The 15189-nt window shown below is 68.0% G+C and carries 12 protein-coding genes; all 12 read left to right on the top strand.

The genetic code is table 11. The features are described 5' to 3' along the window. The first annotated feature begins 9 nt into the window (after nt 1-9). A complete protein-coding gene (tssH, locus tag P7A97_RS19140; RefSeq protein WP_277691981.1) occupies nt 10-2589 on the top strand; it encodes a type VI secretion system ATPase TssH in 2580 nt (859 codons plus the stop codon). Nucleotides 2590-2611: 22 nt separating this feature from the next. After that, nucleotides 2612-4114, top strand: coding sequence for a sigma 54-interacting transcriptional regulator (locus P7A97_RS19135; protein WP_277692043.1), 1503 nt, complete (start codon nt 2612-2614; stop codon nt 4112-4114). A gap of 12 nt (nt 4115-4126) precedes the next feature. Then, nucleotides 4127-4489 carry a DUF805 domain-containing protein gene (locus P7A97_RS19130; RefSeq protein ID WP_277691980.1) on the top strand — a complete coding sequence of 121 codons (363 nt, stop codon included), beginning with the start codon at nt 4127-4129 and terminating at the stop codon, nt 4487-4489. A 37-nt stretch (nt 4490-4526) separates the two neighbouring features. Then, on the top strand, nt 4527-4661 hold the full coding sequence (locus P7A97_RS19125) for a type VI secretion protein (RefSeq protein WP_277691979.1): 135 nt from the start codon (nt 4527-4529) through the stop codon (nt 4659-4661). A gap of 18 nt (nt 4662-4679) precedes the next feature. Next, nucleotides 4680-5897, top strand: a complete 1218-nt coding sequence (tagH, locus tag P7A97_RS19120) for a type VI secretion system-associated FHA domain protein TagH (RefSeq protein WP_277691978.1) — start codon at nt 4680-4682, stop codon at nt 5895-5897. 18 nt (nt 5898-5915) lie between these two features. Then, nucleotides 5916-6386, top strand: a complete 471-nt coding sequence (tssJ, locus tag P7A97_RS19115; protein WP_277691976.1) for a type VI secretion system lipoprotein TssJ — start codon at nt 5916-5918, stop codon at nt 6384-6386. 3 nt (nt 6387-6389) lie between these two features. Further along, nucleotides 6390-7721, top strand: coding sequence for a type VI secretion system baseplate subunit TssK (gene tssK / locus P7A97_RS19110; protein WP_068828714.1), 1332 nt, complete (start codon nt 6390-6392; stop codon nt 7719-7721). A gap of 2 nt (nt 7722-7723) precedes the next feature. Then, a complete protein-coding gene (gene icmH, locus P7A97_RS19105) occupies nt 7724-8590 on the top strand; it encodes a type IVB secretion system protein IcmH/DotU (protein ID WP_277691973.1) in 867 nt (288 codons plus the stop codon). A gap of 6 nt (nt 8591-8596) precedes the next feature. Then, the gene (gene tssM, locus P7A97_RS19100) at nt 8597-12118 is read left to right on the top strand and encodes a type VI secretion system membrane subunit TssM (protein WP_277691972.1); all 3522 of its coding nucleotides are present in this window, start codon (nt 8597-8599) and stop codon (nt 12116-12118) included. Then, on the top strand, nt 12118-12849 hold the full coding sequence (locus tag P7A97_RS19095) for a PP2C family serine/threonine-protein phosphatase (protein WP_277691971.1): 732 nt from the start codon (nt 12118-12120) through the stop codon (nt 12847-12849). The genes tssM and P7A97_RS19095 overlap by 1 nt, the downstream gene beginning before the upstream one ends. A 38-nt stretch (nt 12850-12887) precedes the next feature. Further along, a complete protein-coding gene (locus P7A97_RS19090; RefSeq protein ID WP_277692042.1) occupies nt 12888-13805 on the top strand; it encodes a serine/threonine-protein kinase in 918 nt (305 codons plus the stop codon). Between the two features lie 26 nt (nt 13806-13831). Beyond that, the coding region (gene tssI / locus P7A97_RS19085) for a type VI secretion system tip protein TssI/VgrG (protein ID WP_277691970.1) at nt 13832-15189 on the top strand (1358 nt) is incomplete at its 3' end.

Here is a 15189-nt window from a genome sequence, read left to right as displayed (position 1 = left end):
GAGAGAACGATGATCAACGTCGACCTACAACAGCTGGTCCAGGCACTGGACGCCGAGACCCGCCGCGAACTCGAAGCCGCCGCCGAACGCTGCCTGCAGCGCGGCGGCAGCAAGATCCTGGTCGAAGACCTGCTGCTCGGCCTGCTCGAACGTCGCGACGGCCTGCTAGCCCGTGCCCTGCAGGACGCCGAGGTGGACGCCGGCGAACTGGCCGCCACCCTGCAACCACGCGGCGAGGCCAGCGAGTCGCGCAACCCGGTGTTCTCCGCCGAACTGGTGCAGTGGCTGCAGGACGCGCTGCTGGTCGCCAATCTCGAGCTGGGCGCCAGCCAGATCGAACAGGCCGCGCTGCTCCTGGCCCTGCTGCGCAACCCTCTGCGCTACGCCGGCACCCGCTACCAGCCGCTGCTGGCGAAGATCGACGCCGAGCGCATGCGCGATTTCGCCCTGAGCCAACAGTCGCAAGCCGCCGCCGGTAAGCCGGTGGCGCCCGGCGAATCCAATCTGCAGCGTTTCACCCACAACTTCACCCAGCGCGCCCGCGACGGCAAGCTCGACCCGGTGCTGTGCCGCGACGACTCGATCCGCCAGATGATCGACATCCTCGCTCGCCGCCGAAAGAACAACCCGATCGTGGTCGGCGAGGCGGGCGTCGGTAAAAGCGCCATCGTCGAAGGCCTGGCCCTGCGCATCGCCGCCGGCGAAGTGCCGGACGTGCTCAAGGGCGTCGAGCTGCTGTGCCTGGACATGGGCCTGCTGCAGGCTGGTGCCAGCGTGAAGGGCGAGTTCGAGCGCCGCCTGCAAGGCGTCATCGATGAAGTGAAGGGCGCCGCCAAGCCGACCATCCTCTTCATCGACGAAGCCCACACCCTGATCGGCGCCGGCGCCCAGGCCGGCGGCTCGGACGCCGCCAACCTGCTCAAGCCGGCCCTGGCCCGTGGCGAGCTGCGCACCATCGCCGCCACCACTTGGAGCGAGTACAAGAAGTACTTCGAGAAGGACCCGGCCCTGGCCCGGCGCTTCCAGCCGGTGCAGCTGCACGAACCGACCGTGCAGGAAGCCGTGACCATCCTCCGTGGCCTGGCCCCGGTGTACGAGAAGAGCCACGGCATCTACCTGCGCGACGACGCCGTGGTCGCCGCCGCCGAGCTGTCCGCCCGCTACCTGGCCGGTCGTCAGCTGCCGGACAAGGCGGTGGACGTGCTGGACACCGCCTGCGCCCGTGTACGCATCAGCCTGGCCGCCGCGCCGCAGGCCCTGGAGCGTCTGCGCGGCGAGCTGGCCGAAGGCGAGCGCCAGCGCCTGGCCCTGCGTCGCGACCTGCAGGCCGGCCTGAATATCGACGAAGCGGCGCTGGCCGCGCTGGAACAACGCCTGGCCGAAGCCACCGTGGAGCTGGAGCAGATCGACGCGCGCTGGAGCGCCCAGCGCCAGTTGGCCGAGCGTCTGCTCGAACTGCGCCAGCAATGCGCCGAAGCACGCGCGAGCGACAACCAGGACGAGCTGGCCGCCCTGGAGTGCGAGCTGCGCGACGTGCAGGCCGAACTCGGCGATGCCCAGACTGCCGAACGCCTGGTCAGCTTCGAAGTCTGTCCGCGCCTGGTGGCCGAGGTGATCAGCCACTGGACCGGCGTGCCATTGAGCCAGCTGGCCCGCGAGCACAACGCCAAGGTGGCCAGCTTCGCCAGCGACCTGCGCGCCCGCGTGCGCGGCCAGGAGCAGGCGGTGCAGGTGCTCGACCGCGCCATGCGCGCCAGCGCTGCCGGGCTGAACAAGGACGACGCACCGGCCGGCGTGTTCCTCCTGGTCGGCCCCAGCGGCGTGGGCAAGACCGAGACGGCCCTGGCCCTGGCCGACCTGCTGTATGGCGGCGAGCGCTTCCTCACTACCATCAACATGTCCGAGTTCCAGGAGAAGCACACCGTCTCCCGCCTGATCGGCGCGCCACCCGGTTATGTCGGCTATGGCGAGGGCGGCATGCTCACCGAGGCGGTGCGGCAGAAACCCTACTCGGTGATCCTCCTCGACGAGGTGGAGAAGGCCGACCCGGACGTGATGAACGTCTTCTATCAGATCTTCGACAAGGGCGTGGCCAACGACGGCGAGGGCCGCGAGATCAACTTCCGCAACTGCCTGATCCTGCTCACCTCCAACCTGGCCAGCGAGCAGATCGAGGCACATTGCGCCGGCGAGCAACGGCCGCCGGTGGAGCAACTGGAAGAGGCGATCCGCCCGACCCTCAGTCGTCACTTCAAGCCGGCGTTGCTGGCACGCATGCGCGTGGTGCCTTACTACCCGGTGGCCGGGGCTGTGCTGCGCGAGCTGATCGAACTCAAGTTGCAGCGCCTCGCTCAACGCCTGGGCAAGCGCCGGCTGGACTTCAGCCACAGCCCGGCGCTGATCGAGCATCTGGCCGAGCGCTGCACCCGCAGCGACAGCGGCGCGCGGTTGATCGACCAGCTGCTGGAGCAGAGCCTGCTGCCGCAGATCGCCGACCGCCTGCTGGACGCCATGGCCAGCGGCAGCCACATCACCCGCGTGCACGCCACCCTGGACGGCGAAGGAGCGCTGAGCTGTGAGTTTGCCTGAGCGCATCCCCGAGGCCGTGCCGCTGCTGGGGCAGATCAGCCAGCCGCTGGCCTATGCCGAGCAGCTGCTGCAGCAGTTCACCCGCCTGGCCCGTCTGGCCGGCGCCGAACACCTGCCGGCGGCCCTGACCGAGGCGGCGGCGCAACTGAGCGGCTGCCGCCTGGCCCAGCTGTACCTGCTCGACAGCACCCACACGCGCCTGACCCTGGCCGCCGAGTGGCTGGACGGCCAGCTCGCCGAGCACGAAGCCAGCCTGCCCAGCGACTACGACGGCGAGCAGCTGCTGCAATACTGCCTGTGCCAGAACCGCCCGCTGAGCCTGGCCAGCCTCGACCCCAGCCTGCACGAGACCAGCTTCCTGCCGGTGATCAACAAACCCTGGCGCAGCCTGCTGTGCCTGCCGCTGCAGGATGAGCAGGCTCGGGTCGCCGGGCTGCTGCTGGTGGCCAGCAGCGGCACCCGCGACCTGGAAGGTTTCGCCGCCTCGCTGGCCAATCTGGGCACCTTCGCCCTGGCCCAGCACCAGCTGCTGCAGCGCCTGCGCGCGCCCCAGGCGAGCCAGCCCGAACCGAGCCCGGCGCTGCCCAGCGACTACGGCCTGATCGGCAGCAGCCCGGCCATGCGCGGCGTGTATCAGCTGATCAGCAAGGTGCTGCACAACCCCACCAGCGTGCTACTGACCGGTGAGACCGGCACCGGCAAGGAACTGGTCGCCCGCGCCATCCATGACTGCGGCTTCCGCCGCAGCCAGGCGTTCATCGTGCAGAACTGCGCCTCGCTGCCGGAGAACCTGCTGGAGAGCGAGCTGTTCGGCTACCGCAAGGGCGCCTTCACCGGCGCCGACCGCGACCGCAAGGGCCTGTTCGACGCCGCCGACGGCGGCACCCTGTTCCTCGACGAGATCGGCGACATGCCGCTGGCCCTGCAGGCCAAGCTGCTGCGCGTGCTGCAGGAAGGCGAAGTCCGCCCGCTCGGCAGCACGCAGACGCACACCGTCGACGTGCGCATCATCGCCGCCACCCACCGCGACCTGCGCGCCCTGGTCGAGGAAGGGCGCTTCCGCGAGGACCTGTTCTATCGCCTGTCGCACTTCCCCATCGAGCTGCCGCCGCTGCGCGCCCGCGCCGAGGACATCCTGCAACTGGCCCGGCACTTCGCCACCGAAGCCGCCTGTTTCCTGCAGCGCGATCCCTATCGCTGGTCCGAGGCGGCGCTGGACCACCTGGCCGGCTATGCCTTCCCCGGCAACGTACGCGAGTTGAAGGGGCTGATCGCCCGCGCCGTGCTGCTGTGCGAAGGCGGCGAACTGCTGCCCGAGCACTTCAACCTGCAACCGACCCACCTGCCCGAGGACAGCGGCATGAACCTGCGCGAACGCCTCGAACAGGTCGAACGCAACCTGCTGCTCGACTGCCTGCGCAAGAACCGCGGTAACCAGAGCCAGGCCGCCCGCGAACTGGGCCTGCCGCGCCGCACCCTGCTGTACCGCATGAGCCGGCTGCAGATCAGCCAGGCCGATGTTTAAGGAAGAACACTCATGAGCAAAGCCAAGGACATTCTGTTTCTGCTGACCCTGGAGCCGCTGGTTTCCAGCGGGCGCATCGGTCGCCTCAAGTACCTGCTGTTCTCGATCTGGAGCTGGTGGGCACTGGTTTTCGCAGTCCTGCTCGCCCAACTTCTTCCGCAGTCCTGGACTGACATTGGCGACGAGCTACTCGCCGCTGCCGCACTCTTCTACATCTTCGCCGCCGGCCTCTGCCTGGGTATCCGCCGCCTGCATGACATGGGCACCAGCGGGGTGCTGGTAGTGCTGTTAGGCATCATCTGGCCGCTGCTGCTCTGGCCGGGTCAGCCCAAAGACAACCGCTACGGCCCCCGGCTATCGCCAGTGACCGCCTGAATCCGACTTCCTCAAAAACGCCAGTGGAGAACCCGCGATGTCCCACCGCCTACTGACACTCACCCTGCTCGCCGCCCTGCTCGGCCTGGCCGGCTGCAATGGCAACTACAAGTCCAGCGACGACGACTATCGCCCGCTGGGCGACTCGCAAGTGCAACAGCGCGACGACTGAGCGCAAGGAGCCCCTACCATGGAACTGGTATTCGATATCGTCAGCGCCCAGCAGTACGCCCCGGGCCTGCTGACCAGCAAGAGCTTCCTCAAGGCCGGCGGCGTGATCGGGCGTGGCGAGGACTGCGACTGGGCCATCCCGGACAGCAAGCGCATCCTCTCCAACCGCCACGCCCAGGTCAGCTACGCCGACGGTCACTTCTACCTGACCGACACCAGCAGCAACGGCGTGACCCTCAAGGACAGCGGCGCCCGCCTGCCCAAGGGCGAGCCGCAGCGCATCGAACACGGCAACGTCTACTGCCTCGGCGAACTGGAGATCCGCGCCCGCGTGCTGCAGGACCCGTCGCAGTTCGAGGACAGCATCGGCCAGCGCCAGCACGCCGGCAGCATCATCCCCGACGACGCCTTCCTCGACCTCGACCCCATCGCCGCCCTGCAGCAGCAACCACGCGGCTACACCCCGCTGGACGAGTTCGCCGGCCTGGTGCAGTCGCCAGAAGAACAGCAGGCACGCACCCAGTACGCGCGCATCGACATGGAAAGCCTGCTGGTGCCCGAGCTGGTCGAGGACGTCACCCCCGAACCCGTGGCGCCGCCCCAGCCACAGCCGCGCCCGGCCCCTGCCGCCGAGCCACTGCCGGACGGTTTCTGGCAGCGTTTCGGCGAGGCCCTCGGAGTCAAGCTCGACGATCTCGATGCGGCCGCGCGCGAAGCCCTGGCCGTGCAGGCTGCACGCCTGCTCAAACAGAGCGTCGGCGGCCTGCAGCAGAGCCTGCGCACCCGCAGCGAGCTGAAGAACGAGCTGCGCCTGGCCCTGACCACCGTGCAGAGCGCCGGCAACAACCCGCTCAAGCAGGTCGGCGATGCCGGCGAAACCCTCAGCGCCCTGCTGCGCGGCAACAAGCCCGGCCAGCTGCCCGCCGAACAGGCCGTGGGCCGCGCCTTCCGTGACCTGCAGGCACACCAGGTGGCGCTGTACGCCGCCAGTCGCACGGCAGTGCAGGGCCTGTTCGAGCAGTTCGCCCCCGAGCAGCTCGCCCTGCGCTTCGAGCAGGAACGCAAGCCGCTGATCGCCACCGCCGGCAGTCGCTGGCGTGCCTACCAGCGCCACTTCCGCGCGCTGGAGAAGGACGACGACTGGAGCCAGCGCCTGTTCGCCCGCGACTTCGCCAAGACCTACGAAGAGCAGGTTCGCCTGATCGCCACCCTCAACACCGACTACCAGCCTTCCTAAGAAGCAAGGATGAATGCCATGCGCCGTCTTATCAGCCTTAGCCTGTTGACTCTGCTCGCCACCCTCGGTGGCTGCTCCAGCCTGTCGCCGTTTTCCGACACCACCAAACTCGACCTGAAGCTTGCGGCCAGCGAGGACCTCAACCCCGACCTGCACGGTCGCCCCTCGCCCATCGTCGTGCGCCTGCTGGAGCTGAAGAATCCCTCGTCGTTCAACAACAGCGACTTCTTCTCGCTGTACCAGCGGCCCAAGGAATCGCTGATGCCCGACCTGGTCAGCTTCGAGGAACTGGAAGTGCGCCCCGGTGAAGCCCGCGAGCTGAAGCTGTCGGTACAGCCCGGCAGCCGTTACGTCGGGGTGATCGCCGCCTACCGCGACCTGCCGGAGGCCAGCTGGCGCTTCGTCGTCAGCCTGCAACCCAGCGAAATCAACCGGGCCGGCCTGCGCCTGGACAAACACGGCATCGCGCCGCTCAAGGAAGAGGACTGAGCAATGGAAATGCTCAAGGTTGTCTGGCAGGAAGGGATGCTCCTGCGCCCGCAGCACTTCCAGCAGAACGATCGCTACTTCGAGCACCAGCTCAAGTCGCGCTCGCGCCTGCAGGACGTCTATCCCTGGGGCTTCTTCAGCCTGGAGATCGACCGCCAGTTTCTCGGCATGGGCAAGCTGGTGCTCAGCCAGGCCAGCGGCGTGCTGCCGGACGGCAGCCTGTTCGAACTGGACGCCAGCCGCGAACCGCTGGCCCTGGACGTGCCGCCGAACACGGCGGCCACCCCGGTGTACCTGGCCCTTCCGCTGGTCACCGGCAACCATATCGAGAGCCGTCGCCCGGAGCAGCAGGACGTACTGGCGCGCTACCGCGCCCATGATCTGGACGTGGCCGACTCCAACGCGGGGGACGCTATCGTCAGCCAGGTCAGCTGCGGCCGCCCAGACTTCCGCCTGCTGCTCGGCGACCAGCAGCACGACCAGGCCTTCGTCACCCTCAAGGTGGCGGAGATCTTCGACACCAGCCCGGACGGGGTGATCAGCCTCGACCCGGAATTCAGCCCGACCTTCCTGCACACCCAGGCCTCCAGCTACCTGCTGTCGTGCCTCAAGGAAGTGATCAGCCTGCTCGGTCACCGTGGCGACATCCTCGCCGAGCGCGTGCGTGCCGCCGGCAAGCTGGGCAATACCGAGGTGGGCGACTTCCTCATGCTGCAGCTGGTCAACCGCTACGAGCCACAGCTGCGCCACTACCTCAGCCTGGAGCAGATGCACCCGGAGCTGCTCTATCGCGAGCTGGTCGGCCTGCTCGGCGAGCTGGCCACCTTCGCCGCCGACCACAAGCGCCCACGCCTGGACAGCCGCTACCTGCACAACGACCAGGCCGGCAGCTTCCGCAAGCTGATGGAGGCCCTGCGCCAGGTGCTGTCGATGGTGCTGGAACAGCACGCCATCGAGCTGCCGCTGCAGCAGCGCCAGTACGGCATCCAGGTGTCGCCGCTGCAGGACCACAAGCTGCTCGGCAGCGCCACCTTCGTCCTCGCGGCCAACGCCCAGTGCGAGTCCGAGGAACTGCGCAAGCGCCTGCCGGCGCACCTGAAGATCGCCGCGGTGGAGCGCATCCGCCAGCTGGTCAACCTGCACCTACCGGGCATCAAGGTCAAACCGCTGCCCGTGGCACCGCGGCAGATCCCTTTCCATGCCGGCAAGAGCTACTTCGCCCTGGAGTTCAGCGCCGAGGAACTGGCGCAGCTGGAAAGCTCCGGCGGCTTTGCCTTCCACGTGTCCGGCGACTTCGCCGGGCTTGAGCTGAAATTCTGGGCGATCAGGAGCTGAACATGATCAGGGAAGCACAGGACACCACCGTCGTCCTCAGCCGCCAGGGCGAGAGCAGCGCACCGCGCGGCCCGCTCACCGACTTCAATGCACCGCGCTTCGAGCAGCTCGAAGAGCGCATGGTCTACGCCGCGCGCATGCGCCCGGCGGAGGTCTTCAACATCAGCTTCAACCCGCTGGTGGCCGCCGCCTCGCTGCTGCTCTCGGAGGTGGTGCGGCTGAAGACCAGCGCCGCCGCGGAGAACTTCGACGCGCTCAACGAGCGCCTCAACGTGGCGATCAAGCTGTTCGAGCATCGCGCCCTGCAGGAAGGGGTCGACGGCGGCCAGGTCATGGCCGCGCGCTACGTGCTGTGCACCGTGGTCGACGAGGCCGTGGTCACCACCCCCTGGGGCAACGAGAGCGCCTGGTCGCAGATGAGCCTGCTGTCGACCTTCCACAACGAGACCTTCGGCGGCGAGAAGTTCTTCCAGCTGCTCGAGCACCTGTCGCGCAACCCGGTCAAGCACCTGCCCATGCTCGAGCTAATGTACATCTGCCTGTCGCTCGGCTTCGAGGGCAAGTACCGCGTGCTGCCACGCGGCATGCTCGAACTGGAGGCGATCCGCGACAGCCTGTACCGGCAGATCCGCCAGCTGCGCGGCGACATCCCGCGCGAGCTGTCGCCGCACTGGGAAGGCCTCAAGGAAGGTCGCCGCCGGCTGGTACGCATCGTCCCCGGCTGGCTGGTGGCCGTCGCCACCGTCGCCGGCCTGGCACTGCTCTACGCCGGCTTCAGCTGGGTGCTGCACGAGCAGCGCGGCACCGTGCTGCAACCCTATCAGGCGGCCGAGGTTGCCCCGGCCCCCGCACAAAACCATCAGGGATGATCTGAGATGAAGGACTTTCTCAAGAAAACTGCGGCCTTCTTCCGCAAGACCTGGGTCTGGAGCCTGTGCCTGGTCCTGGTGCTGGCCCTGCTGATCTGGTTCGTCGGCCCGCTGCTGGCGGTGGCCGACTCCAAGTTCTGGGAATCGGCGGCCAGCCGCCTGGTCAGCATCAGCCTGCTGTTCCTGGCCTGGGGCCTGTTCATCGTCTTCATCAGCTGGCGCGCCAACGTGCGCAAGAAGAAGGAAGCCGAGGACGTCGACGCCCAAGAACGCCTGCGCCGCGAAGGCCTGATCAGCGAGGAGCAGGTCGAACTACGCGGCCGCTTCAAGCAGGCCCTGCGCACCCTGAAGACTTCCAGCCTGTACCGTGGCCGCAGCGAAAAATGGCGCAACGAGCTGCCCTGGTACCTGCTGCTCGGCGCCGAGGGCAGCGGCAAGACCAGCCTGCTGGAGTTCTCCGGCCTCGACTTTCCGCTGAACAAGGGTGACGAGCGCCGCCTGACCAAGGACGTCGGCGGCACCCGCTATTGCGACTGGTACTTCGCCGACCACGCCGTGCTGCTGGACACCGCCGGCCGCTACCTGACCCAGCCCGACGTGGCGGTGGACAGCCGCGCCTGGCACACCCTGCTCAGCCTGCTGCGCAAGCGCCGCGCGCGGCCGCTGAACGGCGTGCTGGTGGCTGTGCCGGTCGACACCCTGCTCTACGCCAGCGAGCTGGAGCTGGAGAACTTCGCCCGCCAGTTGCGCCAGCGCCTGCACGAGTTGCACGCCGAGCTGCGCGCCGAGGTGCCGGTATACCTGGTGCTGAGCAAGGCCGACAAGGTCATGGGCTTCGACGAGTTCTTCGACCAGCTGAGCCGCGAGGAAAGCGACCAGGTGCTCGGCGCCAGCTTCCGCAAGGGCCAGGTGGCTACCGACGCCAACGTGGTGCGCCAGGAGTTCGAAGAGCTGCTGCGCCGCCTCAACAGCCAGGTAATCATGCGCCTGCACCAGGAGCGCGACACCCAGCGCCGTGGTCATATCCTCGACTTCCCGCACCAGCTCGGCCAGCTCGGCGAGCGCCTGTGCCTGCTGGTGGAACTGGCCTTCAGCGGCAACCGCTACCAGCGCGCCAGCCAGCTGCGCGGCTTCTACCTGACCAGCGCGCCGCAGCTGCAGGAACTGCTCGACCCGAGCACCACCGGCATCGGTCGCAACCTCGGCCTGGCCGGCAGCAGCCTGCCGACCTACCGCAGCGGCCGCGCACGTTTCATCCATCAGCTGCTCAGCCGGGTGATCTTCCCCGAGGCCGAACTGGCCGGGCTGGACGACAAGGAAATCCGCCGCATCGACTGGCGCCAGCGCGCCCTGTACGCCGGTGCCGCCTGCTGCCTGCTGCTGTTCGGCCTGCTCTGGGGCACCAGCTACTCGGCCAACCACGGTCGCCTGGAGCAACTGCGCGAACTGGCCCTGCAGCTGGGCCGCGACGGCGAGAGCCTGAGCGCCCAGGACGAAGCCAAGCAGGTACTACCGCTGCTGGACGGCAGCTACGCCGCGACCCAGGTGTTCCCGAGCAGCGACGACGCCCACCTGCTGGAGCGCGGTGGCCTGTACCAGGGCCCCAGCGTGCAGCCCGAAGTGCATGCCGCCTACCGCCGTCAGCTGGAAAGCGAACTACTGCCACGCGTGGCCCGTCAGCTGGAAGGGCAGATCCGCGCCAACCGCGACGACCGTGAGCTGCTGCTCGGCAGCCTGCGCGCCTACCTGATGCTCAACCTGGAAGAGCGCCGCGAAGCGCCGTTCATGCAGGACTGGCTGGCCGCCGACTGGTCGCTGCGCTACGCCGGCGACGAGCCGACGCAGAAAGGCCTCAACGGCCACTTCCAGCGCCTGCTGGGCGAACCCTTCAGCGCCTATCCGCTGAACGATCAGCTGGTGGCCGAGGCACGGCAGATCCTGCGCAGCGAGTCGCTGGCCAAGGTGGTTTACCGCATGCTCCGTGACCAGGCCCGCAGCCTGCCCGAGTACCGCATCGCCCAGGCCCTCGGTGCCCAGGCACCGCTGCTGCTGGGCAGCGACTACGCGATTCCCGGCCTGTATACGCAGAAGGGCTACCAGCAGTACTTCGTCGCCCAGGGCCTCAGCCTGGTACGCGACATCCTCGAAGACAACTGGGTGCTGGGCGAAGGCAACCAGCTCAGCGACCGCGACCTCGGGCGCCTGATGGTCGAGCTGGAGCAGCTGTACTTCCGCGACTACGCCAACTACTGGGGCGAGGCCGTGGCCCAGCTGGGCCTGGAACCGATCGGCAACACCGCCCAGGGCATTGTCACCCTCACTGCGCTCACCGCGGCCAACTCGCCGCTGCTGCAGGTGCTGGTGGAAGTGCGCGACAACACCCGCTTCGACCTGCCGGCCGCCGCCGACCAGGTCGACGACCTGGCCGCCCAGGCCAAGCTCGGCAAGAAGGGCAAACTGGCCGCTGCTGCAGCCGGAAAAGGCCTGGATGCCGTCGCCAAAAGCCTGCCGGATACCGCACGCAAGGCTCTGCAACGCCGTTTCGAGCCGCTGCACCACCTGCTCGACAGCAACAGCGGCGCCGGCCCGGAACTGGCCGCCACCCTGCAGGCGCTGGATGCCCTGCAACTGCAGCTGAGCAGCCTAGCCCATGCCAGTTCGCCGGAACAGGCCGCCTTCGAAATGGCAAAGGCGCGCATGCAGGGCCGTCCGGATGCGATCAATCAGGTGCGCGGCAGCGCCGCACGCCTGCCGCAACCGGTGGCCAACTGGCTGACCCTGGTCGCCGACGACAGCTGGCAACTGGTGCTGAATGACGCCTACGGCTACCTGAACAAGCGCTACCGCAGCGAGCTGTACGGCTTCTACAAGGAGTCGCTGCTCAAGCGCTATCCGTTCAGCGCCAAGAGCGAGAGCGACGTGGCCATCGCCGACTTCCGCGAGTTCTTCAAGGCCGATGGCGTGGCCGATGCCTTCGTCGATCGCTACCTCAAGGCCTTCGTCAGCGACAGCGACGGCAAGTACCAGCTGCGCCGCATGGACGGCCAGGGCCTGCCGTTGTCGCCGGTGTTCCTCAGCCAGATGAACCGCACCCAGGTCATCCGCCGCAGCTTCTTCGCCGAGAACCCGGCCGAGCCGCAGGTGCTGTTCAAGCTGGAGCCCTTCGCCCTGGACTACAGCCTCAACCGCGCCGACTTCAAGTTCGGTGGCCAGCAACTGGAATATCGCCACGGCCCGATCGTCGCCAGCGCCTTCCGCTGGCCGGCCGAAGGCGCCAGCGAGCGCACCAGCCTGGTACTGGAAGAACAGGGCGGGCGCCGTGTCGGCATCGAGAAGAACAGCGGACCCTGGGCGCTGTTCCGCCTGATCGACATGATGCAGGTGGAGCAGCACAGCGGCCGCGACGTGCTGCTGCTCAAGGCCAATCTGGACGGTCTGCAGGCCAAGTACCTGCTGCACAGCCAGCGCTCGCCGAACCCCTTCGATGCCAGCCTGCTGCGCCAGTTCAAGCTGCCGGCGACCCTCTGATGAAGGTCGCCCAACGCCTCTGGTCCAGCGCCGCGCGCAGCGATACCGGCAAGGTGCGCGCACGCAACGAGGACGCCTTTCTCGACCAGCCGCAGATGGGCCTGTGGGTGGTCGCGGACGGCATGGGCGGGCACCAGGCCGGCGACCTGGCCAGCCGCCTGATCGTCGAGAGCCTGGCCGAGCTGCCCGCCGGCCTGGATTTCGAAGACCGTCTGGACGCGGTGCGTGACAGCCTGCACCGCATCAACCGCCACCTCAGCCTGGGCCTGACCCTGACCGGCGAGACCCAGGACCTGCTGGTCGGCAGCACCGTGGTGGCGCTGCTCGCCGAGGGCAGCCAGGTGGCTTGCCTGTGGGCCGGCGACAGCCGCTGCTACCTGTTGCGCGGGCGCCAGCTGTTCCAGCTGACCCGCGATCATTCGCTGCTGCAGCAACTGGTCGCCGAGCGTGGCATGAGCCCGGAGCAGGCCGTATGCCAGCCTGGTGCGCACGCCTTGACCCGCGCCGTCGGCGCGGCCGAGGAGCTGCAACTGGATATCCTCGAACTGGAAAGCCTGCCCGGCGACGTGTTCCTGCTGTGCAGCGACGGCCTTTACCAGGACCTCGACCATGACCTGCTGACCGCGGCCCTGCTGCGCCCCAGCCCGCAGCTGGCCCTGCAGCGCCTGTTCGAGCTGGCCCTGGCCGGTCCGGCACGCGACAACCTAAGTGCCGTGGTGATCAACCGATGAATGCCGAAGCCCAGGCCTGCAGCGCCGATCTCACCGTCATGGCAGGGGCCAGCCCGAAGCGCATCGCGCGGCCGCTGCCCGAGGGCTTGCCGCAACTGCTCGGTGGTCGCTACCAGATCGAACGCCTGCTCGGCGTCGGCGGCATGGGTGCCGTGTACCGCGCCCGCGACCTGCTGCGCGAACAGTTCGGCGAGCCACAACCCTGGGTCGCGCTGAAGACCCTCAGCGAAGACTTCGCCGAATACCCGGACGCCAGCGCCCTGCTCTACAGCGAGTTCGCCCTCACCGCACGCCTCAGCCACCGCAATCTGGTGCGCTTCTACAGCTTCGAGGTCGACCCGGCCTGCCAGCGCGCCTTCATCACCATGGAGCTGCTCAGCGGCAACACCCTCGACCACGTGCTGCACCAATATCCCAGCGGCCTGCCCTGGGCCGAGGCGCAGCGCATCATCGTCAGCCTGCTCGAAGCCCTGCGCTACGCCCATGAACAGGGCGTGCTGCACGGCGACCTCAAACCGAGCAACCTGATGCTCGGCGACGACGATATCCGCTTGTTCGATTTCGGTCTCGGCCAGGCCCGCGAAGGTTTCCTGCAGGGCCTGCCACGCCTGGCACGCAGCCGCTTCGCCGCCTGGACGCCGCGCTATGCCGCCCCGGAACTGCTCGATGGCGCGCCGCTCAACGCCTGCGCCGACGTCTATTCCGTGGCCTGCGTGATCTACGAACTGTGCAGCGGCCAACATCCTTTCCGCCGGCAAAGTGCTAAACAGGCACTGGCAATGGAACTGCCGCTGGAAGCCCCCGCAGACCTGCCCCGTGCACACTGGCCGGCCCTGCGTCGCGCGCTGGCATTCGACCCCGCCCAACGCGGCACTCTGGGCGAACTGCTAAGCACCTTCAGCCCCCAGCGCCCGACGACTTCGCTGCTCGCGCGCCTGCTGCGCCGCCCGGCCTGACGCGGCCCCTCGACAAGGACGATCACATGTTCAACCCCGCCAACCAGACCCACTTCAGCCTGACCCTCGACGGTATCGAGCACGACCTGCAGGTGCTCGAGTTCAGCGGTCGCGAGTCCCTCGACCAGCCTTACCGCTTCGAGGTGGAACTGGTCAGCGAACGCCCCGACCTGGACCTGGCCGAATTGCTCGGCAAACCGGCCTTCCTCGCCTTCGCCCCGGACGGCAGCGGCATCCACGGCCTGGTTCACAACGCCGGCCAGGGCGAGTCCGGCAAGCGCCTGACCCGCTACCGCCTGACGCTGAGCCCCAAGCTGACCTGGCTCGGCTATCGCAGCAACCAGCGCATCTTCCAGCACCTGACGGTGCCGCAGATCATCGCGCAGGTGTTGGAGGAGCACGGCATCCTCGGCGGCGCCTACCGCTTCCAGCTCGGCCCGACCGTCTACCCCGAGCGCGACTACTGCGTGCAATACGACGAGACGGACCTGCACTTCATCCAGCGCCTATGCGAGGAAGAAGGTATCCACTACCACTTCGAGCATGCGCCCAAGCAACACGTGCTGGTGTTCGGCGACGACCAGACCGGCTTTCCCAGACTCGGCCAGCCCACCGCCTATGTTCAGGACAGTGGTATGGTCGCCGACGAGCCGGTGATCAAGCGTTTCTCCTTGCGCCTCGCCACCCGCACCAATCAGGTCAGCCGCCGCGACTACGACTTCGAGCAGCCGCGCCTGCTGCTGGAGACCAGCGCCAAGGCCGAGTTCCAGCCCAAGCTGGAAGACTACGACTACCCCGGCCGCTACACCGAGCGCACGCGCGGCAAGCACCTCAGCCAACGCGCCCTGGAGCGCCACCGCTCCGACTACAAACTGGCCGAAGGCGAGAGCGACCAGCCACGCCTGGTGAGTGGCCATCTGCTGGAAATCTCCGACCACCCGCGCCGCGAATGGAACGACCTGTGGCTGCTGCAGGAAGTACTGCACGAGGGCAAACAGCCGCAGGTGCTGGAAGAGTCCATCACCAGCTTCCTTGGCGGCCGGCTCCCCTCTCCCCCCGGGAGAGGGGTCGGGGGTGAGGGTCAATCCACCAACGCGGACGACTTCAAGCAGGGCTACCGCAACCGCTTCACCGCCACCCCCTGGGATGTGCTGCACCGGCCCGCCCTGCGCCATCCCAAACCCAAGGTACTGGGCAGCCAGAGTGCCGTGGTCACCGGCCCCAAGGGAGAGGAAATTCACTGCGACCCGTACGGCCGCGTGAAGGTGCAGTTCCACTGGGACCGCGAAGGCCAGGCCGACGACACCACCAGCTGCTGGCTGCGCGTCAGCTCCAGCTGGGCCGGTGACCGCTATGGCGGCATCGCCATCCCCCGCGTGGGCAT

It is taken from the genome of Pseudomonas sp. GOM6 (assembly GCF_029537485.1).
Taxonomy (GTDB): Bacteria; Pseudomonadota; Gammaproteobacteria; order Pseudomonadales; family Pseudomonadaceae; genus Aquipseudomonas.
The sequence above is the reverse complement of the archived record's forward strand: the minus strand, read 5'-3'. Positions and strand labels throughout refer to the sequence as shown.